Here is a 22,606-nt window from a genome sequence, read left to right as displayed (position 1 = left end):
TCACTGGCGCATAGCAGACGGCCATATATGGCCTGTAAACGCGGCGAAATCGGGTTGTGAGGTCATATATGGCCGATAATAGATACATGGGCGTGAAAACACCAGAAACAATTTCGCGGGACATCGGCGAAAAGCTCGAGCGGCTGCGTCTCTCCCGAAACATTACGCAGGCCGAGCTCGCCCAGGACGCAGGCATTTCCGAGCGCACATTGAGACGCCTTGAATCCGGAGATAATCCTACACTCGACTCGCTCATCCGCGTCCTGATTTCGCTGAAAATCCAGCAAAACGTCGACCTCCTCGTTCCCGATCCGCGTGTCAGGCCAATAGAGCGGGTGCGGACAAAGGGGGTCGAGCGTCAACGATCGAGTTCGACCAAGCCAACAAAGAAGACCAAGCAATGGGAATGGGGCACAAAGAAGTAGACCATGGCTGAACCTTCAACCGATGCATCAATCAATCTCTGGGGGCGAGAGGTCGCGGCCGTTTCGTGGCTGCCGGACGATGGGTTTGCCGTCTTCCAGTATGACCCCGAATTCGCCCAATCTGGGATAGAGTTGTCGCCGTTGGTCATGCCTTTGAGTCCGGACCCCTATTCCTTTCCTGCCCTGCCCCGGACAACCTTCAAAGGACTACCGGGAATGCTGGCGGACGCTCTTCCCGACAAATATGGCGATCGGCTGATCAACGCTTGGCTGGCAGAACAGGGCCGCAGACCTGAAAGCTTCAATCCGGTGGAGCGCCTTTGCTATGTCGGAACCCGAGGCATGGGCGCCCTTGAATTCAAGCCGGCGCTGATGGGCTCGAACCGGAGGGCTCGAAAAGTCGAGGTCGCCAACCTCGTACGCCTGGCCAATCTGGTCCTGAACGAGAAGGCCAGTCTGGAGGGCGTGCTCGAGGGCGAGAACGACATTGCCGCCATCGACGATATTCTCAGAGTTGGCACATCGGCCGGAGGAGCGCGCGCCAAGGCTATCCTGGCCTGGAACCAGACCACCGGCGAATTCCGTCATGGCCAGATCGATGCTGGCGACGGCTTCGAACACTGGTTGATGAAATTCGATGGCATCGACAATAACCGCGACAAGGAAGAACCCGATCCGCAAGGGTTCGGCTTGATCGAGTACGGCTACTATCTGATGGCGACGGCCGCGGGCATCGAAATGACGCCATGCCGTTTGCATCATGAGGGTGGACGCAGCCATTTCATGACGCGGCGCTTTGACAGACCCGTCGATGAGAACGGCGTGACACATAAGCTCCACATGCAGTCGCTTTGCGCCCTGCAGCATTACGACTTCAACGATCCGCGTGGCTACTCCTATGAGCAGGCCATCCTGACAATCCGCGAACTCGGTCTCGGCGCGCCTGCGCTTGAGCAGCAGTTTCTCCGGGCAATTTTCAACATCATCGCCAGAAACCAGGATGATCACGTCAAAAACATCGCTTTCCTGATGGATCAGTCGGGCGAGTGGACGTTGTCGCCAGCATTCGACGTGAACTACTCCTACAATCCGAGCGGCGACTGGACCGGTCAACATCAGATGAGCCTGAACGGCAAACGCGACGGCTTCGCTGTGGACGACCTGCTGGCCTTCGCGGAAACCGCATCGATCAAGCCAGCCAAAGCAAAGACACTCATTTCCAATGTCAGCGAGGTTGTTGCGAACTGGCCGCAGTATGCGCAGGACGCCGGCGTTGATGACGAGACAACACGAAGGATTGGAAACGCCCACCGATCGTTTCGCTAAGTTCTTATGACTTGAAATTAAATAGTTACACAAACCGACGTGGCCTAGTGAACATGCTAAAAATTCATATAGCTTTACCCAATACATGTCCTTTGCTCGTTCACCACAAAATAGGCAGAATGCCGCGATGTCATTCAGGTTCATCCACACAGCCGATATTCATCTCGACTCGCCGTTGCGCTCGTTGGCGCTGCGTAGCCGCGGCCTCGCCGAGCTGATCGGAGACGCCACGCGGCAGGCTTTGGTGACGATCGTCAACCTGTGTATTGATGAACAGGTGGATGCGCTGATTATCGCCGGCGATCTCTATGACGGCGACCAGACGTCGATGAAAACCGCCCGGTTTCTGGCCAGCCAGATGCAGCGGCTCAACGAAGCCGGCATCGCGACCTTTATCATTCGAGGCAATCACGATGCCCTTTCGCGCATAACGCAGGAACTGATCCTGCCGCCATCGGTCACAGTATTCGGCGGGCGCGCTCATTGCGTCGACATCACCAAGGACGGGCTCGCACTTTCTATTCACGGCCTTAGTTTCGCCAAGCCTCAGGCTCCGGAAAGCCTTCTTGAGAAGTATCACCGCCCTACCCCGGATGCTGTCAATATCGGGATCATGCATACGAGCTTGGCGGGCGCTCCTGGGCACGATCTTTACGCGCCTTGCAAGCTATCCGACCTCCAGGGCTGGGGATTCGATTATTGGGCACTTGGACACGTCCATGTCCGGACCGAATACGCCGGCGATCGCGTAGCGGTCATGCCAGGAATGCCTCAGGGACGGGACATCAATGAAGCCGGGGAAAAGACAGTCACCCTCGTTACGGTCAGTGACGATCAAAGCCTCAGGATCGAAGAACGCACGACAAGCACCGCCCAGTTCGAACGCGTCCCGGTCGACATGTCATCGGCGGAGACCTGGCGAGAGGCAGCCGATCTGATTGAGGCAGGGATTTCTGGAGCACGCGAGCAAACACGATCTCAGCATCTTGTGGCTCGTCTTCGATTGACAGGTGCGACCCCGTTGTCGTGGCGGCTGCGACGCGATCGCGATTTGCTGCTGGCTGAAACCGAGCAGCGCGCAGAGAGCTTGGGCAACACCTGGGTCGAAAAGATCGATTTGGCGACAACGGCGCCGGTCAGCAAACCGGTTGGAAGCGCGACCGCTGATCCAGTCCTTGAACTCGGCGAGTTGATGCGAGGCGACATCATTCAACAGCATGGCGTTCGACAAATCGTGCAGGACCTCGTCAAGGAACTGCGCGATGACCTGCCGCCGGAAGCGCGCGGTTTCAGCGGCAACAACGAAGACGAGTTCGAGGCGCTGGTCGATCAGCTGCTGTCCGAAGGAAGCGAGGACATGCTTGCTCGGCTCAAAGCCAACGCTCCGGAGGTCGACTGATGCGCCTGCGCCGGCTCGATCTTACCCGCTACGGCAAGTTCACGGATTATTCAATCGACTTCGGGGAGCATGAAAGCGACACACCGGATCTGCATATCGTCTACGGCCTGAACGAAGCCGGCAAATCGACGGCGCTTTCCGCCTATCTCGATCTCCTGTTCGGCATCGAGGAACGCACGCGCTACAGCTTTCTTCATCAAGGCAAAGCCATGGAGATCGGCGCCTGTCTGGAGTTCGATGGATCGGCCCACGAGTTGAGGCGCGTCAAGCAGCGCAGCAATTCCCTCCTGGATGCGAACGGGCAGCCGGTCAACGAGGCGGTTCTGAGCGTCCCGCTCGCCGGTCTGACACGTGACGCCTATCGCATGATGTTTTCGCTCGACGATCAGACACTCGAGGATGGAGGCAACGCGATCCTGGAGAGCAAGGGCGATCTGGGCGAGTTGTTGTTCTCGGCAAGTGCAGGCCTGGCTGGCGTCAATTCCATTCTCGAAACCGCGGCGGCCGAAGCCGACGGCATTTTCCGGAAGCGCGCGAGTTCGACCGCAATCGCAGGTCTGAAGCGACAGATTGCGGAGCTGAAATCAAAGCGCGACGAAATCGATGTGCAGGCCTCCTCTTACAAGGCTCTGACGGCAGCACTTGAGCAAGCACAGACTGCTTATGACGCTGCCATGAAGGAGATCGCGGCAGCCAAGGTGCGTCATGAGGAGATAATCCGTACCCTGCGCGCCTACCCTTTGGCGACCGAATACCTTCAGGGGCAGGAGAAGCTGTCAGAATACAAGGACATGCCAAACCCTCCGGCGGAATGGGCGACCGCTCTTCCCGAGCTCATCGTCGAGGAGACGCGGCTTCAAACACAGACTATCGGCCTCAAACAGCGTGAGCAGAAGCTTCGTGACGAACTCGCGGGGTTGATCGTCGAGGACCGTCTGCTCGAGATGGCAGATGATCTCGATCGGCTTGGAGACGCCGCCGCACGCTACACGACGGCTGCAGACGATCTCCCGAAACGGAACGACGCGCTGGCTGAATGCACCCGCAAGATCGATCTCATTCTCGTGACCTTGGGACAATCCAATGTCGACGACCCCAAGACACTTCTTGTTTCAGCCTCCACGATCGGAGCGCTTCGTGATCTGATCACCCAAAAAACCGGCATCGATGTCACGCACCAATCAGCCGAAAAGGAAGAAGCGTCCGCCCGGCAGGCTCTGGAAGATGAGCAGCGCGCTCGACAGGCGCTTGACGGACAAGGCGTCGCGGTCGACGCGGGCAAGATCGCACAGCTTCAAACCGTACTGAAACGCCTGCGCGACGGAAATCTGGCTGCCGAACTTCGCCTTGCGGAGCGAGCCCTTCCCGAGAAGAGACGCGCCTTTGATAATGCTATCCACAACCTCCATCCCTGGGCTGGCGAGGGGACGGAACTACGCAAGATCTCGCCGCCCCAACCCGATCAACTGGCCGCATGGAAACTGATTTTTGAAGGGATCGAGAAGAGACGCGCACAAATCGGCGAGCGGAAGCGGGAGCTCTCAACAAAGTGCAATGAGGACACCGTCAGGATCTCTTCCCTGCGCGAAGCATCGGCCATCAAGGATGACGAGGAGGCGAAAGCTGCCCTAGTTCAACGTGACGAAGCGTGGGCACACCACTTGTCCAGCTTGGATCGAGAAACGGCTGATCGTTTCGAAAGGGAAATGCGATCGGCCGATGCGATCGTCGATATACGACTAAACGGTCTCAAAGAGCTCGAGGAGTTGCGGTCTCTGTCAGCGGCATTGTCGGTCGCAAAGGCGCACCTCGAGCAGCAAGATCAATTGCTGCAGGAGACCGACAGTGAACTGGAAGCCTTGCGCCGCGAAATCCGGTCCGAGACGCCAACCGAGATCGAACTGCCTGCGGACAAACCCACGCATGCCTGGCTAAAAACAGTCAGCAGCTGGGCCGAGGCCCGCACCTCGGCACTGGTTGCACATGATGACCTCCGTCGATCTCTGAGCGACATTGACGAAGCGAGGTCAGTTATAGAAACGGAAAAGGGTCTTCTCTCTGAATCCTTGATCAGGCTTGGGATCGATGTCGAGGGACTGGATTTGGCTGCATTGATGCAGGCAGCTGACAACATTCTCACGGAACACGCTACCACCCGAACCAGACGCGTCGAAGCGGACAAACGCCTCGCGGAGCTTCAAGCCGCAGCGTCTCAGCGAAAAACGGCATTGGACGAAGCCGTAGCCGCATTCGAAGAGTGGCAGCGTGCTTGGGGGAGCACCCTCTCCAACACCTGGTTTTCCGATCGCCAAAGCAGTGTCGGCGCGATACGAGAACTCCTCGACGCGATGACCGGTCTCCCCGAGGCGTTGCGCGCGCAGGAAGACCTGAGTCATCGCATTGCGTCGATGGAATCCGATCAGTCAGCCTTCGCTGATACAGTCGAGCGGCTGCATACGGCGCTCGAAGAAGCGTACGATGGCAACAATCCGCTCGCCGCAGCCAAGGAACTAATCCGACGGCACGAAGAAGCCAGGCAGACAGACGCGAAACGACAGGAACGAAACCAGGCCCTTGTCGATCTCAAACTCGAGTATGAGCATCTGGATGGAGAGGTCGCGGTGCATGACTCCCGCAAGGAGGAGATGACTGAATTCTTCCAGGTCAACGAGCTCGCCGATGTCCGACAGGCGTTGGAGCGCTGCAAGAAAAGGGACGAGTTGATCACGGAACTCGGCAAACTCGAGCGGCAGATTCTCGGGGAGACGCAGAGGCAATTCATCGAGGAGGCGGTAGCCGGCCTCCGCAATATCAACCTCGGCGAACTGCAGGCAGAACAAGCTGAACTCGATACGCGCCTTGCCGACCTCGACGGACGCGCAAAGGATCTCTTCGCTGACAGGGCTCGCGCAACTGACGCATTGGACGCGATCGGAGGCGATGACGCTGTCGCCCGCATCGAAGCAAACCGCCGCACATTACTTCTGGAAATCGAGGATCTGGCGCTGCGATATCTACGCCTGAAGACCGGAAGCCTGGTCGCTGAACACGGTATCCGCGCATATCGGGAAAAACACCGTAGTGCGATGATGAACCGGGCATCCGAAGCCTTCCGGTTGATTACGCGTGATGAATACTCCGGACTTGCCACACGGCCGGACAAGGATCGTGAGGCGTTGATCGGACTGTCGCGGCAAGGCGGTTCCAAACTCGCCGTCGAAATGTCCAAGGGCACTCAGTTTCAGCTGTACCTGGCTCTTCGATTAGCCGGATACGAGGAATTCGCGGCAGCAAGGCCTTCTGTACCGTTCGTCGCTGATGACATTATGGAAACGTTCGACGAACCGCGATCAGAGGAAGTCTTTCGGCTATTCGGGCAGATGGCTCAGGTGGGCCAGGTGATATATCTCACCCATCACCGGCACCTGTGCGAGATTGCAGTGCAAGTCGTGCCAAATGCAAGAATTCATGAGATTGCGTAAGAGCCACCAACGTATGCGTCTGTTCGGTTCCGGAGCCGCGGATAGGTCGGGCTGTCCGGTTTGACCCAGTTGAAATAGCCCTGTTCTTGGAGTCGAACGTTATTAGAATATGCTGGACAACATCTCCGCTGATCAGGGAAGTTGAACTCAATCATCGATAAAAATTATGCTGCAACCAAATTTCTCCGGGGGCGCCGATATATGCCAATGGTCAACGTTTGATGATAGAAATGGAAGCTCTCAAACTCAAATATATGGCCGTCTCCATTGTCGTCGACCAATAGCACGTCGCTTTCGCCCAAGGGGCCCCCGCCTTTTGGAGAGCAATACTCGACTACTTCCTCAAAGACGCTCGTTTCTGGAACTGTTGAGAACTGCCGCGCAAATGCAGGCGACTGGATGAAATGCCGACACGGGTTCTCAGGATCGAAGTCCGGTTTTCGTTGATCAGGGTGTGGATGTCCGGTAACCAGCCCTACAACTGGGACTGATGCTCCCCACGCCTCCACGCAGCGCCACAGTGTTGTTGTATAGGTGTTCCCGAAACGCTCCTTGAGCTTCTTCATCGATTCGATGCAGGCCTCATGAGCCTGTGCTTCCTCGACAAACTTTTCTCGCAAAAACAACAACCGTGCAGCAGCGAAGTTCGCTTCGGCTTCATGTCGAGCATGGCAGGCAGGGATGAGTGTGTACTCATCATCGCCAAGCATTGCGCCTTCGTGCCAAGGCAGGACACTATGCCCGATCTCGTGTGCCTCGTTCCATCGGTGCTTCAGCTTCGGCTGTGATTTGTCGATGAGTATGCGCTTCTGATCTGGAATATATAGCGCACGAATGTCCATTTTCCGGACTGCCTCAATGAGCAAAGTTGGCCTCAGGAGCACCTGCTTACCAGCGATTCTCAGTTTGGAAACGGTCTCTTGCAGGAGGCCCGGATCATTTGCCGAGTAGTAGCCGCGGTCGAGTTTGAGAAGTTCCCGAACCGTCCGCAAATCGAGAGGCGGTTCGGGATTGCCCAAGCCGTTTAGGACACGTTCAACGCGTTCATCGATATCCGCGGCCGTTCTCGCCCGCAGTATTTCGTTCTTCGCCACCGTATCGTAGTCCTTTCACGGCATTACTTTTCACTCAGTACGGAAATCAGCCCTTCCAAAGCGGCTTGTTCCTCCGCGCTGAGCGTCTCAATCGACTCTGATCGAGCAGCATATCTCACTGCCTCTTCGACATACTGAACGTCCTTGGGCTTGGTCAGTCCCGACAAACCCATCAGCTTTTTGTGCGATACCTTGAAGGTATGCGCTAGCTGATAAAGCGTCCGCGACTCAGGTAGATAATGGGCATCGAACTCGATGCTCATCAGCTCGGCAAGGTCTACATCTGCGCGTTCGGCCAATGCTTCCAACGAAAGCTTATCCCTTCTCCGCATGAGATGAACAAATCGACCGAGCGCTATGCGCGATTCATCAAATGTCGTGTCATGTGCTGCTTCTCCATTGAAGATCGGATCAGCAGCGATAAGGCCAGCGCCGACCTCGACGTCGGCTTCCTGCCGCGCCATGGCTTCGCACCAGTCCTTTGTCACTTCGATCTTCATTTCTTTCGTCCTTTCTCTATGAACGCTTCGGCCTGCTCGGGAGTCATCTCGAAATACCGAAGGTTCTGATATGCCGCGTCCTGCCCCAGATCCGTCATGCCTACCTTATTGGCGTAGAAATCATTGGCTTGGGGAAGCGAATGCAATCCGATGCGGCCTCTGAAGCCCTCCATCTTACTCTGCTCGATCGCGGCGAGGATAAGAATCGAGCCGGCTCCGGAAAAGCGCGGCGGCATCTGGGTCATTTCGCGGCGGTTCCACGGTGCCGCTTCCAGGAAGTCAACATAAACGAGATGATCATTTTTCTGGCTGGCAATCTGTGCCCGCTTTGTCACGTCTGTGGTCATCATCGCCTGAGTCATATCCTGACACACGATCGAAAACGACTGGTTCGCCAATCGGCCTTCAATCGCTTTCATCTTATCGCGCCAGTCCCAGTGGCGACTTTGTGGCCAAAATCGCCGCTCGACCCCTTTGCGATTGAGCGCTTGCAGAAGCTTGAAAAGCTCCGGGATCCACTCGGCTTCCCAATCAGCCAGGTTCTTTTCCGCTATTGCGTCCCAGAGTTCCGCATCAACCATTCGATTGCCCGCCACATCGAACAGGCCCACGGGGGTCACGTCAGGTTTTCGATCTGACGTCATAGCATCATCACCTCGGCCTTTTCCTTGCTGGCCTCGTGCTCAAAAAACAGCTTGTCACCTTTTTCGAGCCGCTCTTCGATCCGCTGATAGAGCCGTAGCGACTGACGGATCAGGGCTGTCTTGCTGAGATCCTTCTTTTCACAAAGGCGCTCCAGCACTTCCATCTCCTCGTCGGAGAGATTCAGAGTCATTGTCTTCTTTGCCATACGCATCACCTCCTGACAGCCCTTCACATAGCAATTCTGGCTGAATAGTCAACATAAAAAATATATCTATTAGCTATTGTATAGCTACTTTTTGGCTACTATATCTGTACCACGGCGGCCAAAACGGTCTGCAACGAACCAAAGAAGGATGACGCTATGTCTGACGCAATCGATCTCGAACAGTACGCGGCCGGCACCCGTAGCCAGCCAATTCCCGAGTCAAATCACTATCGTGTCCGTCTGTGGGACGGCGACGGCTTCGACGAAAAGCGTATTCTCAGCGATCCCATGCCGACTGGGCGGCAGGTACTGGAGCTTTTCGAACGCAACCCGGCTGAGGACTACGTCCTGCTCATGCTGACAAGGGACGACGGCCTGATCGTTGTCGACCTCACCGAGACGATCGACATCCGCGCCAGCGGAGCCGAGCGCTTCTTCGCTTTCAAGACCGACCGCATCTGGAACTGGTCGATCGACGGCAAAAGATACGCTTGGGGTGCGCGCAGGATCTCCGAAGATCTCGTGCGGCTGATCGGGCGCATCCCAGAGACCAAGGCACTCTTCCTTGAGCGGTCAGACGAACCGGACGAGGAAATTGCTCCAGGCGCTTCCATCGACCTGGGCGGCCGTGAATTGGAGAAGCTGTATTCAAAACCGCGCAGCTGGAAGCTGAACGTTCAGGGCGTCATTATCACTCTGATGACCCCTTCGGTCGTCGTTAAGGACGCACTGGCGCAAGCCGGCTTCGACCCGGACGCCGGATGGATCGCGATCCTCAAGAAGGTAGGACAGCCGAAACAGCAGGTGGCACTCACCGATACTATCGATCTCAGTACGCCCGGTATCGAGAAGCTCCGCCTTACCCCTGCGGAGATCAACAATGGCGAGGGCCCGAGTGGCCTTCGCCGTCAATTCCGACTGCTGAAAAAGGACGAAGCTTATCTGGCAAAGCGTGCCCTGATTTGGGATTCAATCATCGAAGGTGGAAGGCGCTGGCTGATCATCCGCTCGATGGGACTACCTGCGGGCTTCAACCATTCGTCGGTCGATATCGCCATCGACATCCCAGCCACCTACCCCAGCGCCGCAATTGACATGTTCTACTGCGCCCCACACCTGAGACTTGCAAGCGGCGCATCCATATCCAAAACCGAGTCTACCAAGACTATCGAGGGAGTGAGCTATCAGCGCTGGTCCCGGCATCTGAATGGAAAAACTCGCTGGAATCCTCAAACCGACAGTGTCGTGACGCATTTGGCAGTGATTGAGGAGTCTCTGCTCCGGGAAGTTGGCGATGAGATCTGAGCCGACCCTTGTTCTGTTGGAGCCACAGTTTGATGCCCTACGTACCCACCTATTTTCGGGCGACGGGCTTGAAGCGGCGGCGATCCTCATTTGTGGACGCGCGGGTTCGACGAGGTATCGCTTTTGCGTCCGGGATCTAATTCTGGTGCCGTATGCCGAATGCAGCAATCGCAGCAATGTACAGATTAGCTGGCCAGGTCGCCGCATCGAAGAAGCCATAGATCGGGCGGAAGCGACCGGCGACTCGGTTTTCCTCATACATTCTCACCCCGGTGGGTTCTACGGTTTCTCAGAGGTGGACAATCAAAGTGACGAAAGGACCATTACTGCTCTTTTTCAAGCCTTGCCGGACGGGCCGCACGGCAGCGCGACGATGACTCCTGACGGAGCCATTTGCGCTCGGCTGTACACCCGTCCTGGCGCGAGGCCTTTGCGCCTGACTACAACGCTCGTAGGCGAAGACATTACAGAACTCTCGCCAGTTGGCCTGCAGCCAGTGCTTGCCTTCTCCGATGCTATGCGGGCATGCCTTTCGCGCCGAACCGCTTGCGTTATCGGCGTTTCCGGCACCGGATCCATTGTTGCGGAGATACTTGCCCGACTTGGAATAGGTCGGCTGATTTTGATCGATTTCGATATCGTTGAAGGCAAGAATCTCAATCGGATCGTCAACTCGACCGCCGACGACGCTCTGGCGAAGACGCTGAAGGTAACAATGATGGCCAAGGCGATCCGCACCTATCGAAGCGATATTGAGATCATTGAGATCGACCGGCCCATCAGCGAGCCGGGTGCCATTGTAGCCGCCAGCACCGCCGACGTCATGTTCTGCTGTGTCGACAGTTCCGAAGGCCGGCTATTTTGCGATCACATCGCCCAGTGCGCTCTGGTACCCCTGATAGATGTGGGGGTGACGATACCAACAAGACTTGCATCGGAAGGAGGCCGTCTCATTGCAGATGTTTGCGGCCGAATCGACTTTGTGAGGCCGGGTGGTCCGTCCCTGCAAGACCGGCGCGTGGTAACACCTGAAGCGCTACGCCGGGAGTATCTCCTTCGACATGCACCCGAGGAGGCAGAGGATCAGCTCAAAGAGGGTTATTTAAAAGGTATTCCCGACGAGGCCCCCTCAGTGATCAGTCTCAACATGCGTGCTGCAAGTGCAGCTGTAAACGAATGGCTTTCGAGGTTGTTCAAGTTCCGTCTCGACGGAAACTGGCCGTATGCGCGTACCCTGTTTTCGCTCGCCGCCATGGACGAAGACTACTTCCCCGAAAGCGCGTTCGAACACAGTCCAAAGCCACTGCTCGGCAGAGGACTCGCTGAACCTCTGCTCGGGATGCCTTCTCTTGCGGAACTACAGGACGAAGCCGCATGAAACTGCCACTTTGGTTCCTGAAGCTTTGGGCAAAGGTTGCCCCCGCCCGAAAAATGATTGTCGTGGACGCCGACACCCCACCGGACATCATCCGAACACGAGATATCTTCCTCGCTCGTGACGATGGTGATGACTGGGCAGTTGCACTTAGATGTCCGTGCGGATGTGGCGATCGCCTCGAGCTGCTATTGATCCCGGAGGCTAGACCAAGGTGGTCCGTGAGATTGGAAGCAAGTGGATACCCCACATTGCATCCTAGTATTTGGAGGAAGACCGGTTGCCGCAGCCATTTTTGGCTTCGCGACGGCCGGATTAAATGGTGTTAGCCCGAACAGAGCACTTTCCCGCGACATCGCCTGCAGGCCGCAAACGGGGTTGACTGAACAAGACGGTTACAGGATCCCCCAAGCTCGATAACGCCCCCTCCCGGTCATCTCGCGAACACTTAGTTCTTCGACCAAATTCCGGGCGCCGCGCGGCGTGATCCTTGCCACCTTCGCGACCATGTGTGCCGACACGATGGGTCGCGACAATAGAAGATCGATGGCAACTGGAAGACTACTTGTTGTGCGTTTGCCCGCTGCCTTCCGCTCGAGTTGGCGTTTTGCCAAAGTCAGTCGGTCGATGTCCTTCATTCCAGCTGCGGCGGCCGCACTCATCGCATCTAGGAAGGCGACCAATCGTACAGTCCGATCACGGGCGCGGCGTCGTTCACGCGGAATTTCCCGCAAGCCCACGGCATACGCCAACAGGTGCGATCGGACCTTTCTGCGAGTTCTCAGGAAGCCCGAAACAAGCACCTGACCGAGCCAGTGCTGACGCTGCAGGGGTTCGAGATGTTCCCATGCATCCCAGAGAACGGCCGCCGCCAATGTGGCTGGAAGCCGTTCAACCTGCTTGGCCAGCTCGAGCCACTCGCCGATCCGTTCGCCTTCGTCCCAATCCGGATCGCGAATGAGCAGCTCGCCGACACTGAGCTCGGGCTCCTGCTTCCTTGTCTCTGCGGGGTCATTGCCATCGACCAGCCATTTCGTGCGAGCGAGGACCTCATCGATCTCGGCCAGCTCGGGCGACAGTGCATCGTGATCGACCAAGTCGAGTTCGACCCCCTCCCCTCCCCTGTCGGACGGTTCGCTCTCGAGCGGTGGCTCTTCGGCAACACCGGCAAGCGCCAGTATGCCCGATCGCGAAACTGCCCAGCCGGGATCGTTTCGTGACACGCGGCGCCGGGCCCGGACGATGCGGTGCGCAATGACGAGCTCATGGCTCGGCGCGCGAATGTCCATCTGTGCGTCGTGGAGAACCAGATCCTCGAGATGGACGAGTTCGCCGCCGACCCACATACTGGAGACGGAATCGAAGAAATCTGCCCGCTCGGCGAAGCCGGCACCGACTTCGGATCGGGCAACGCGCTCATCAAGCCGGGCAAGCGCGTCCTCTGCGGCCGCAATCGGCCCCAAGAGGGTCTCATGGGTCAATTTCCCGATTTCATAAGTCATTGATATAACGATGCTTCGATTTCACTACGGAAGCTAACATGCTTTTCGCTTCCGTCACACCAGTAATTCTTCAGCCCCTCTATATATAATGAGCGCTGCGGCCTCCGGGATTGAACAGAGACCTGGCAATCCGTGCTCAGATCGACGAGAGAGCTTGTTTTTCCGGGGTTTTTCGCACTTCCAAGTGTCAGAAAGGCACTCAGGAGACGTTTACAAACGATCGGTTATCCGTATCTTCTATGTTTGTAAATTCGCCTTCAACACGGCTCTCAGGCTCTCCAAATGGCCAAAACACCGCGCAATCCCTCTTCCCGTCGGCCACAGGGCCGGCTTATCGGCTATGCGCGCGTCTCCACGGACGAGCAGGCGACGCAAGCGCAGGAGATGGAACTGAGGTCGGCCGGATGCGACACAATCATCCAGGAGCATGGGTCCGGCGCCTCGCGGACCCGCCCTGCCCTCGCCCGGCTGGTCCGTGAGATCGGCGCCGGCGACACTCTCGTTGTGGTTCGGCTCGACCGCCTGGCGCGCTCGGTGAGCCACCTGCTCGATGTCATCGAGGAGCTGACGGCCAAAGGCGCATATTTCCGCTCGCTGAGCGATCCCATCGATACCACGACGCCGCAGGGCATGTTTTCGCTGCAGGTCCTTGGCGCCGTCGCCCAGCTGGAACGGGCTCTCAACTCGGAGCGGACGAAGGCAGGCGTCAAAGCTGCGAAGGCAAATGGCCGGCTACCAGGCAACCCAGGGGTTCGGGAACGTCGGCCGGAGATGCTGGCCAAGATGACGGCTGCTCAGAAAGCGGCCTACGGCGCGCGCATCCAGTCCACTGCCAATCAATGGCTTCCAGTCGTCCGGCGCATGCGACCAGACCACACCTGGGACGACATTTCGCGCGTCCTCAAGCAACGCGGCTTCGATTGGACCCCTGAGCGCTTGCGGCGCGCGGTAAGATGGATGGTCAGCGAAGGAATGGCCGATAAGTCTCTCCTGAGAAAGTCGCCGCCTCGGCCGCCCGAGGACCGCCTGATGACGCTTGTAGCGGGTATCCATTCCTCCAACCCAGAGCTCACCTTGCGCGAAATCGCCAACCAGCTCGAGCGCCTTCATGAGCGCACACCGCGTGGCGGTACGAGATGGGCGCCCTCCTCCGTCAAAAACCTTCTCGACCGGGCAAAGCGAAGCGGCTTGCTCGAGGCAGCCTGAGCGCGGAAGCTGGGAATAACGTGGGAGCGGCGGCGCTGTACAGATCGCAGGGCCGACTTTCGGCAGCACACGCCAAACAAATCCGGAGAGCGCTGCCATGGAAACGATGACCGTCAACAGCCGGAAGGATTTCGCGCAATGGGCGATCGCGCGGGTCCAGGAGCGTCTGAAATTCTTGCAGCGATTTACCTCCGCCGCCCTGGACGGACCGGCTCGGGGCATAGCTTTTTCAGTTCGGACATCACCGACGCGACATCAACCGGACTGAGGTCCGTCATCGCGAAGAACTTGCGACCGAAGCCTCCGAACGAAGTTCCAATCGATTTGCCCTCCGACCTGTCTTTGATCACGAACCGGTCATGAAGGTCGCTCGACATGTAGTGGCGCACCGAGCGGCCTTCCTTCAAGGCACGAAGCACGGCTGGACGAACGGTCCGTTGATAGCTGTTGGTATAAAGGTCGACCCGAATTGCCGTCTTGGGAAACAATCGCACAAGGGCATCCGAATAGCTCTCAATGTCCGGAAACATTCCCGTTGGTTTGAAGTGCAGAAAATAGGGGTCGCACACGATCACCTCCTCGGCGCCCCTCAGCCAGTGCCGAAGATCGTCAAGGCCATCCCTTGCATCTTGAGCGCTCGCCTTGACAATCAGCTCGATTGGAACGCGCGGGGTGGGGTACGGCGACGTCGCTTCATCCATTTCTGCTCGAAGACACTCACAGTAGTGCAGCAGAGTGGCTTCAAACTCCCGGGACACCAAGAGGCTCGGACCGGGCTTTCCGCTTCTGATTTGAGCGATACAGGCCTCAAAAAGCCGCAATAGATCTCGTTTCAGGTCCGCGTCCATTGGATTACCCCCTGCCCCCGGACGGCTTTTTGAGTGAGCGAAGAAGCGCCTCACTAACTTCGAGCTTGCCGGGAGCACTGTCAGAAGCGTCAGACGTTGCTAGTTCGCCTCGGTCCCCGCTGAGTTCAGCACGTTTGCCGGCATCGAGCTTGGCGCGCAAAAGCGCCATGACCATCGGCCATGTGGAGAATTTGCCCTCCCTTGCCTTGTCCGTCAGGCTGCGCAGATAACCGCCGGCGCTGTTGATCTGATCGGAGCGCTGCAGGATTGCCGCGAGCGTAATAGCGGCCTGAACCTCGCCCATCGCCTCGCAGGCTTCCCGCCAGGCGCTCGGGCTGACCCCAAGCAGTGGCCGAGCCACCTCCGCGGCCGCCAGAAAGTCCCGCCAGTGGCGTATCTCGCCCCCTGGCACCAAATCCTTCACGTCCGGGCAGGCGTCAAGCACGATCCCCAAGGGCAACTCCCGCTTCGGCAAGCTCCGCAGGTTATCGTTTTCCGCGACGCTGCCGCCCGCTTCATTCTCTTTTCGAGAGCCTTCTTCAGATTCAGATATGGAGTCTGGGTTTGAATTCTGTATGTGGCGACCAGAATGGGACTCATTGGCGTCCGGATTCTGTGTTTTTGCAAATGATTCCAACACCTCGAGGATCTCCGTGTAGAGGCCGTGGAGATCGCAGCAGATGTCCTCGATTAGTTGCCTCGGGGCAGAGCGCGGCAGGCGGCCGACAATAGCCTGGTAGGTCTGCTGTACCCTGCCCCAATTGCCCGGAACGTTCTCCTCGATGCCGGTCTCAATGAGCTTGACGACGTCGCGGCGCAGTAACGTCAGGCGTTCCTTGGCAAGCCGAAAGGCATTCTTTTCGGCCCGAACCGCGTCCGCCAGTTCCTCGAACTCCTCCGCACGGGCAACGATCGGGGCCAGATCGAACCCGTAGGCCTGTTCGACCTGCCCGCCCCTGCCCTTGCGGGCGAAGCGTTTGCCGTTCGGACTATCGCGACGAATGATCAGCCCGCAGTCGACCAAAACGGCCAGGTGCCGCCGCAGCGTTGTCGCCGGCATGCCGTTTGCACGGGCCATGAGTTGCTCGTTCGACGGCCAGACAATCAATTCACCGTCGCCCGAGAGCTCCGTTTCTGGATGGAACGAGAGCAGGGCGTTCAGAATGGCGAGTGCGCGGTCCGTTGCACCGATCAGGTCGCGCGCTTCCCGGATCGTGTGGAACACCTGCCACTTTTGAACCTGCGCGCCTTCCGGCACGGTCTTTGCTACAGCCTGGCTTGCCATCATGCCAAGCGACATCGTTCGCCGCCCAAAGGGCGTCGTTGGGGTATGCGTCTGCATTTTTCTTCACCTATCGCTAGGCAAAAGAAACCTGCTCGCCGAATCGGCGCTCAAACCGACCTGAATGGTCTTGACTATGATTCGCGGAAGTGGGATTCTCTCAGTCGCCAAACTTAAAGAGAAGGTCTTCCGGAATGCCGTTTCGGGGGCCTTTTTCTTTTGCGCTCAATCTCCGTTTGTGGTTGCTCGTTTTTCCCGACGGAAAGCCTCATACAACTCGCTGAGATTTTCCGAGAGGTAGTCACCGAACGCTGTTGCGTCGGTCCCCTTCGCCTTTAGGGCGATGGTGAATTTCTTGCCACTGGCCACCATCTCCGCGGCAACACGCCCATCAGACGGCGCCCAGGTGCGTTTGGATGGTGCCGGCGCGGCACGGCGCCGTGGCTTTGAGGCTTTCAGCTTCGCGACGATCGCATCGAACCGCGCTTCGCTTGGCATCCCCTGAAAATCGGAATTCGACGCTAGAGCCAGGGCAGTGTCGACATTGCCCGGCTTGTCGAGGAGGAGTTTGAGCTCGTACCAGCGATCACGACCAACGGCTTTGGCGCGGCCGATCGCTTCGAGCAGGTCCTTGGGTATCGACGCGACAGAGAGCATCTTCGAAAGTGTCGGCCGATCGACACCGATCGCGGCGAGGGCGGTCGCGTTGTCTTCGTCGAATTTCCGTTGAACGATGTCGGCGGCAAACAGCGCTTTCTCGATGAAGGACGTGTTCGCTCGCGCGTTGTTTTCCTGTCCCTGGGCGATCACATGATCGCGCTCGGAGATCTCCTTGATGACAGCGCGAAGTTTGAGACCAAGCTCCTTAGCGGCGCGCCAGCGGAGGCGACCGAAGACCAGCATGTAGCGGCCGGACCGCTCGGGATGAGGGCGAAGGAGGGCCGGGGAGTTCTGACCGGAACTGCGGATCGACTCCAGCACCTGGGCGTAGTCGGCCTCGTAGTCTTCCTGATCAACGTTGAGCCGGTCGTTGGCGAAGGATTGGTCCACCAAGTCGGGGTCAACCTCGATTATCGTCTCGCCCTCGAGCAGCTTGCCTGCCTGAGCTGCCATTTCGTCGATCGAGCTTATGAGCGAGCGTGATGCACCCTTGAAGGCGTAGTCTCGCGCGACCGGGCGCTCGGCGGGAGCGTTGCCGTTGTCCATAATGCTCGCAAAGGGATTTTTCCGCGCCATTTGACTAGCACCCCCTTATCCGACTTATGCGCTTGAAACCGCGTACCTTTTTGGCGGTTTTGACGGCAGTCAACATCACAGCCGCCCCCATGCCTGGTGAATCAGTCCCTGAATCTCGAAGTTCACGGCATCCATGCTGTCGATTGCCCGATCGTAGGTATCCCGATTGAAGTTCGATCGCTCGACCTCATAGAGCGTCTGCTTGGTGAGGCCGGCGTCGGAAATCGCCGTGGATTTGAGCATTGGGTTCTTCAGGATCTCCTCGGCTAGCATCGACTGCATGAAGCCGACCATCTGCGCCTGGGGAATGTCCGTGGGCTCGTATCGGGTGATGAGATAGCGCAGCCAGTCCAGCTGAACCTGCGCGCCAGCATTCTTGATCGACTTCATGATATTGCCCAGCATCAGCAGAAACTGACTCATGGACATCAGGTCCAGCATCTGCGGATGGACTGTAATCAGAACCGAGGTGGCGGCCGAGAGTGCTGAGAGCGTCAGATAGCCAAGCTGCGGAGGGCAATCGACGACCACGACGTCATAACGGTCACTGACCGAATCCAACGCCTTGGCGACCCTCGTGAAGAACCGCTTTCCTTCTTGAGACGGAGACTGCATCGCAAGTGGCGTCTCGTACTCATATTCCTGCAGTTCTAGGTTCGCCGGGATGATGTCGAGCAACGGGAAGTTCGTCTTGCGAATAACGTCTTCGACCGGGGCGGCGTCACCATATCGGATCGCATCGTAGAGCGAGGGGTTTTTGTCGAGCTCGGGCTGGAAGCCATGGAGGGCCGATAGCGAAGCCTGCGGATCAAGATCCACAGTCAGGACCCTGTGACCCGTGAGCGCAAGGTGCTGCGCGAGATGTGCCGTAGTGGTGGTTTTTCCCGACCCGCCCTTGAAATTGACCACGGCAATGACCTGCAGCTTTTCGCCGGGTTTGCGGTAGGGCACATACTTCTTGGAATCCGATCGCCCGTGCTTATCCAGATAGTCCCGCAGCTCGGTCATCTGCTCGGCGGAGTAAAAGCGCCGTCCACCGGCAACGACGAACGGCTCGGGGCCTTTCTTTTCAAGATGGAGGCGTTTCAGATTGTTTGGACTGATCCCGAGATAATGGGCGACCTCGGCCATCGAGAACCGCCGAAGCGTCTTCTGCCCTTCGGTCGGAAACTTCTCGACCCTCAGTTGGTCGAGCTTGCGCGAGATCTCGGCCCCTTGGGCGAGGATCTTGTCGTCAAACTCAAAACTTGGGAGAAATGCCATCTCCGCTTTGTCCCCGAACGAGAAAATAGCGCCATATTCGGCCATTCGGCCAATCTGGCGCCAGTATGAGCGATTCCCGTTCTCTGGCAAGCGATTTTAGGTTAACAGAAGGTTGCCAGAAGCGTGATCGAGATCGGCGGCGGCCGTGACCTTGGCGGCCTTTTTCCTTTTCTCTCAGTCACTTACCAACATTGCCCGATGATACCTGGAGCAAATTCTGGCCCGGCAGAATTGCCGGGGCCGAGCCCGGCCGTTGGGCCCGGGAAAAGCAAATATCCTCCAATCCGCCGTCCGGAACCCGACTCACCCCCGTCCGAACCCGGCAATTCTGCCGGGCTGACGGAAGGCAGTTATCCATGATCGATAGGCCCGTCGATCGCATTTGTAGGACGGAAACATGCCATGGAGACGAGAGCGGTGTAGAGCCGCTCGATACGAGAGATCTGCGTCTAGCGAGGTCCAGTTTGTGGAAGTTGCCGAATGAGCCGGGCGCGATCGCACGATCGGCTCGTGCGCAAACTCCAGGACGCGCTCGGTGAGGCGATCTGCGGGGCACTCAAGGATCCGCTGGTAGTCGAAATCATGCTCAATCCCGACGGCCGGCTGTTTGTGGAACGGCTCGGGCAGGGGGTCGAGCCCATTGGCGAGCTCGCGCCCGGCGCCGCCGAGATTATCATCGGCAGCGTTGCCCATGCTCTGCAGACTGAAGTGGATGCAAGCCAGCCGATCATCTCGGGCGAACTCCCGATCGGTGGGCACCGCTTCGAGGGCCTACTCCCACCGATTGTCGCCGCACCTACGTTCACGATCCGACGGCGGGCATCCCGGCTCATCCCGCTCGAGGAATATGTGCGAGCCGGGATCATGACCCACCGTCAAGCAACCGTGCTGCGGAGCGCTGTTGCTTCGCGCATGAACATTGTGATCAGCGGCGGCACTGGGTCGGGCAAGACGACTTTGGCCAACGCCGTGATTGCGGAGATCGTCTCCCTGTCGCCCGATGACCGTCTGGTCATCCTGGAGGACACCGCGGAGATCCAGTGTGCCGCCGAGAACGCGGTTGCCCTTCATACCAGCGACACAGTGGACATGGCCCGGCTGTTGAAGAGCACGATGCGACTGAGGCCGGATCGGATCATCGTCGGCGAAGTCCGCGACGGTGCCGCGCTCACCCTGCTCAAGGCATGGAATACCGGCCATCCGGGTGGCGTGACGACCATTCACGCCGACAGCGCCGTCTCCGCGCTTCGCCGCCTCGAGCAATTGACCGCGGAGGTCAGCCAGCAGCCGATGCGCGAGGTCATCGGCGAAGCCGTCGACCTTGTCGTCTCGATCGAACGTGCCGGCCACGGGCGGCGGGTGCGTGATGTCATGCGTGTCACGGCCTTCGACGGCGCGCGCTACGCAACCGATCACCATCCCCAGATCGACGAGGAAAGTCATGCCGCATAACACCCGCGCTCTGGCCGCCGTCCCGGTCGCGGCAACGCTCTTGCTTGTCGCGCTTGCCACGCCAGCGCTCGCCTCAAGTGGCGGCGGTCTGCCCTGGGAAGGGCCGCTTCAACAGATACAGCAGTCCATCACCGGTCCGGTTGCGGGCTTCATCGCGCTGGCCGCCGTTGCGGTCGCAGGCGGCATGCTCATCTTTGGCGGAGAGCTCAACGATTTCGCGCGCCGGCTGATGTATGTCGTGTTGGTCGCCGGCATCCTCCTCGGCGCCACGCAGATCGTTGGCCTATTCGGCGCGAGCGGCGCCTCGATCGGCTATCCGGCCGACGAGGCGCCGCCGGCCGGGGCAGGGGAGGGGAGCGATGGCTGAGCCAGGCGTTGCTCTCACACGATCCCGCATCCATCGGGCGCTTTCGCGCCCGAACCATTTGATGGGGGCCGATCGGGAGCTGGTGTTGCTGACCGGTCTTGCCGCGGTGATCCTGATCTTCGTGGTCCTGACGTGGTTTTCCGTGCTGCTCGGGATCGCTATCTGGACCGCCGTGTTGGCTGCGCTTCGCATGATGGCCAAAGCCGATCCGATGATGCGGCAGGTCTATCTGCGCCATATTCGCTACCGCGCGGGCTACCGTCCGACCGCCTCACCATGGCGGAGGCCCTGACTGGAATGGTCGCGCTTCGTCAGTTCCGCAACACCCGGCCGTCCTTCTCCGACCTTCTGCCCTATGCGGGCCTGGTCGACGACGGCGTGATCCTGCTCAAGGATGGGTCGGTGATGGCCGGCTGGTATTTTGCCGGCCCGGACTCGGAAAGCTCGACCAATCTCGAGCGCAATGAGCGGGATTGCCAAGTTGATTACGGCTTTGCGTGGGGATAGGCGATCATTATGAGAACTCCACCAACAATGCCGCGCCTGAAGGGCTTTCGTTTTCCTCGCGAGATCATCTCCTACGCCGTCTGGGCTTACCATCGGTTTGCACTCAGCACGGCCGATGTCGAGGATCTGCTTGCTGAGCGTGGCGTGGTCGTCAGCCGGGAGACGGTTCGGCTATGGGTAAACCGGTTCGGTCCCCATTTTGCCAACTGCATCCGAAGGGATCGACCGACACCTGCAGACAAGTGGCATCTTGACGAGGTGGTGGTGCCGATCAATGGCGTGAAACACTGGCTTTGGCGGGCGGTCGACGCAGACGGCGCTGTACTCGACATTCTCGTTCAGCCACAGCGAAACGCGAAAGCCGCGCGACGTTTCCTGAAGCGGCTTGTCGCCCAATTCGGCCACCCACGCGTTGTGATCACAGACAAGCTCCGCAGCTATTTCAAGCCAGTCCACGATTTTGCGCCGGGCGCGGATCATCGCGCGCATAAAGGCCTCAACAATCTGATCGAAGGATCACACCGGCCGACGCGGCGACGGGAAAAGATCATGGGAAGGTTCAAATCGCCGAGGCAGGCGCAAAGGTTCCTTGCTGCCCACGACCAGATCAGCATCATCTTCCGCCCCCGCCGCTATCGACTTTCCACCATCTCCTACCGTCATGCCAGAGCCGATGCCTTCGGCCTGTGGGACGGTTATGCCGCCGAGATGACGGCCTGATTGCGAGAAATCACCACTCTTGCAATCAACGTCAAGTAACTTGGCAATGCCAGGCCGCCTTCTTGCAGAATGCTTCCGTTGGAACGGGTACTGCCTGGAATCTGGAGCCATGCGCTATCGTCTCGATATCCGATGCACCAGATGACGGAATCGATCACCCGTTTCGATCCATCGGCAAAGAATGCGAGGCGGTCTTGTGAAGAGACTAAGCGTTTCGCGACGGCTACGCCCCTTCGTTCCAAGTCGTCAAGGCTCCGATCCCTGTCAGGAAAGGGGTCCGCGCGCCGCATCACGCGTCCTATCGTCGATTCGGGCCTTGCTCTCATCAAGCCCAATGTGTGCAGCCACCACCATGTACTCTGGCCCAGAATGCGCTCGGGAAACAGACGGCGGCTGCGTCCAGCCGCAAGCACCACTTCATGGGTCAAAGCCAGCTCGGCTGCGATGTCGCGTCCGCTTGCTCCATC

General features: G+C 58.4%; 21 protein-coding genes and 2 pseudogenes. 13 read left to right on the top strand and 10 right to left on the bottom strand.

All coding sequences use genetic code 11. From position 1 onward, the window contains the following. The first annotated feature begins 68 nt into the window (after window positions 1-68). The 4 genes from NA8A_RS21680 to NA8A_RS21665 all read left to right on the top strand — a co-directional run bounded on the left by NA8A_RS21680 (window position 69) and on the right by NA8A_RS21665 (window position 6,632). Window positions 69-425, top strand: coding sequence for a helix-turn-helix domain-containing protein (locus tag NA8A_RS21680; protein ID WP_143088114.1), 357 nt, complete (start codon window positions 69-71; stop codon window positions 423-425). Between the two features lie 3 nt (window positions 426-428). Next, on the top strand, window positions 429-1,751 hold the full coding sequence (locus NA8A_RS21675; RefSeq protein ID WP_040673315.1) for a type II toxin-antitoxin system HipA family toxin: 1,323 nt from the start codon (window positions 429-431) through the stop codon (window positions 1,749-1,751). A 127-nt stretch (window positions 1,752-1,878) separates the two neighbouring features. Continuing rightward, window positions 1,879-3,150, top strand: coding sequence for a metallophosphoesterase family protein (locus NA8A_RS21670; protein WP_009452559.1), 1,272 nt, complete (start codon window positions 1,879-1,881; stop codon window positions 3,148-3,150). After that, entirely contained in the window at window positions 3,150-6,632 is a 3,483-nt protein-coding gene (locus NA8A_RS21665) for an AAA family ATPase (RefSeq protein WP_009452558.1), read from the top strand. The genes NA8A_RS21670 and NA8A_RS21665 overlap by 1 nt, the downstream gene beginning before the upstream one ends. 164 nt (window positions 6,633-6,796) lie before the next feature. Here the strand turns inward: NA8A_RS21665 and NA8A_RS21660 are convergent, their stop codons facing one another. From NA8A_RS21660 to NA8A_RS21645, 4 genes are read right to left on the bottom strand one after another with little or no spacing between them, the layout of a single operon-like run. Next, window positions 6,797-7,726: an ImmA/IrrE family metallo-endopeptidase gene (locus tag NA8A_RS21660; RefSeq protein ID WP_009452557.1), complete on the bottom strand. Its 930-nt coding sequence runs from the start codon at window positions 7,724-7,726 to the stop codon at window positions 6,797-6,799. A gap of 23 nt (window positions 7,727-7,749) precedes the next feature. Next, window positions 7,750-8,226 (bottom strand): helix-turn-helix domain-containing protein, encoded by a 477-nt coding sequence (locus NA8A_RS21655; protein WP_009452556.1) that lies wholly within the window; start codon window positions 8,224-8,226, stop codon window positions 7,750-7,752. Further along, a complete protein-coding gene (locus tag NA8A_RS21650) occupies window positions 8,223-8,870 on the bottom strand; it encodes a hypothetical protein (RefSeq protein ID WP_009452555.1) in 648 nt (215 codons plus the stop codon). Before NA8A_RS21650 ends, NA8A_RS21655 begins: the two co-directional genes overlap by 4 nt. After that, on the bottom strand, window positions 8,867-9,076 hold the full coding sequence (locus NA8A_RS21645; RefSeq protein WP_009452554.1) for a ribbon-helix-helix protein, CopG family: 210 nt from the start codon (window positions 9,074-9,076) through the stop codon (window positions 8,867-8,869). The genes NA8A_RS21650 and NA8A_RS21645 overlap by 4 nt, the downstream gene beginning before the upstream one ends. A gap of 156 nt (window positions 9,077-9,232) precedes the next feature. Between NA8A_RS21645 and NA8A_RS21640 the strand changes: the two genes are divergently transcribed. The 3 genes from NA8A_RS21640 to NA8A_RS25590 are packed head-to-tail and all read left to right on the top strand — an operon-like array spanning window position 9,233 to window position 12,085. Then, complete coding sequence (locus tag NA8A_RS21640; RefSeq protein WP_009452553.1) at window positions 9,233-10,381, top strand: multiubiquitin domain-containing protein; 1,149 nt, start codon at window positions 9,233-9,235, stop codon at window positions 10,379-10,381. Further along, window positions 10,371-11,759, top strand: coding sequence for a ThiF family adenylyltransferase (locus tag NA8A_RS21635; RefSeq protein WP_009452552.1), 1,389 nt, complete (start codon window positions 10,371-10,373; stop codon window positions 11,757-11,759). The genes NA8A_RS21640 and NA8A_RS21635 overlap by 11 nt, the downstream gene beginning before the upstream one ends. Further along, window positions 11,756-12,085: a ubiquitination-like system serine protease family protein gene (locus NA8A_RS25590; protein ID WP_074896918.1), complete on the top strand. Its 330-nt coding sequence runs from the start codon at window positions 11,756-11,758 to the stop codon at window positions 12,083-12,085. The genes NA8A_RS21635 and NA8A_RS25590 overlap by 4 nt, the downstream gene beginning before the upstream one ends. 66 nt (window positions 12,086-12,151) lie before the next feature. On the opposite strand, the gene NA8A_RS21630 is transcribed toward NA8A_RS25590, so the two are convergent. Further along, window positions 12,152-13,258, bottom strand: coding sequence for an RHE_PE00001 family protein (locus tag NA8A_RS21630; RefSeq protein WP_009452551.1), 1,107 nt, complete (start codon window positions 13,256-13,258; stop codon window positions 12,152-12,154). Between the two features lie 282 nt (window positions 13,259-13,540). Between NA8A_RS21630 and NA8A_RS21625 the strand changes: the two genes are divergently transcribed. After that, complete coding sequence (locus NA8A_RS21625; protein ID WP_009452550.1) at window positions 13,541-14,464, top strand: recombinase family protein; 924 nt, start codon at window positions 13,541-13,543, stop codon at window positions 14,462-14,464. A gap of 185 nt (window positions 14,465-14,649) precedes the next feature. On the opposite strand, the gene NA8A_RS21620 is transcribed toward NA8A_RS21625, so the two are convergent. The 4 genes from NA8A_RS21620 to repA form a co-directional block, all read right to left on the bottom strand. Further along, complete coding sequence (locus tag NA8A_RS21620) at window positions 14,650-15,312, bottom strand: hypothetical protein (RefSeq protein ID WP_119396910.1); 663 nt, start codon at window positions 15,310-15,312, stop codon at window positions 14,650-14,652. Between the two features lie 4 nt (window positions 15,313-15,316). Then, window positions 15,317-16,654 carry a plasmid replication protein RepC gene (gene repC, locus NA8A_RS21615; RefSeq protein WP_009452548.1) on the bottom strand — a complete coding sequence of 446 codons (1,338 nt, stop codon included), beginning with the start codon at window positions 16,652-16,654 and terminating at the stop codon, window positions 15,317-15,319. 165 nt (window positions 16,655-16,819) lie between these two features. Beyond that, a complete protein-coding gene (repB, locus tag NA8A_RS21610; protein ID WP_009452547.1) occupies window positions 16,820-17,830 on the bottom strand; it encodes a plasmid partitioning protein RepB in 1,011 nt (336 codons plus the stop codon). A gap of 75 nt (window positions 17,831-17,905) precedes the next feature. Continuing rightward, window positions 17,906-19,138: a plasmid partitioning protein RepA gene (gene repA, locus NA8A_RS21605; RefSeq protein WP_009452546.1), complete on the bottom strand. Its 1,233-nt coding sequence runs from the start codon at window positions 19,136-19,138 to the stop codon at window positions 17,906-17,908. A 435-nt stretch (window positions 19,139-19,573) separates the two neighbouring features. Between repA and trbB the strand changes: the two genes are divergently transcribed. From trbB to NA8A_RS21580, 5 genes and pseudogenes are all read left to right on the top strand, one after another. After that, window positions 19,574-20,545: a P-type conjugative transfer ATPase TrbB gene (trbB, locus tag NA8A_RS21600; protein WP_009452545.1), complete on the top strand. Its 972-nt coding sequence runs from the start codon at window positions 19,574-19,576 to the stop codon at window positions 20,543-20,545. Next, complete coding sequence (locus tag NA8A_RS21595; RefSeq protein WP_009452544.1) at window positions 20,535-20,912, top strand: TrbC/VirB2 family protein; 378 nt, start codon at window positions 20,535-20,537, stop codon at window positions 20,910-20,912. Before trbB ends, NA8A_RS21595 begins: the two co-directional genes overlap by 11 nt. Then, window positions 20,905-21,204 carry a conjugal transfer protein TrbD gene (locus NA8A_RS21590; RefSeq protein WP_009452543.1) on the top strand — a complete coding sequence of 100 codons (300 nt, stop codon included), beginning with the start codon at window positions 20,905-20,907 and terminating at the stop codon, window positions 21,202-21,204. The genes NA8A_RS21595 and NA8A_RS21590 overlap by 8 nt, the downstream gene beginning before the upstream one ends. 5 nt (window positions 21,205-21,209) lie before the next feature. Next, window positions 21,210-21,398: pseudogene (locus NA8A_RS21585) on the top strand (conjugal transfer protein TrbE); the annotation flags it as partial. 30 nt (window positions 21,399-21,428) lie between these two features. Further along, complete coding sequence (locus NA8A_RS21580; RefSeq protein WP_040673311.1) at window positions 21,429-22,139, top strand: IS6 family transposase; 711 nt, start codon at window positions 21,429-21,431, stop codon at window positions 22,137-22,139. Here NA8A_RS21580 and NA8A_RS21575 read toward each other — a convergent pair. Further along, a pseudogene (locus tag NA8A_RS21575) lies at window positions 22,115-22,606 on the bottom strand (hypothetical protein); the annotation flags it as partial. The gene NA8A_RS21580 and the pseudogene NA8A_RS21575 sit on opposite strands and share 25 nt — an antisense overlap.

The sequence above is a fragment of the Nitratireductor indicus C115 genome (assembly GCF_000300515.1).
In the GTDB taxonomy this organism is placed as follows: domain Bacteria; phylum Pseudomonadota; class Alphaproteobacteria; order Rhizobiales; family Rhizobiaceae; genus Nitratireductor; species Nitratireductor indicus.
This window is presented reverse-complemented; position numbering and strand designations above follow the sequence as displayed.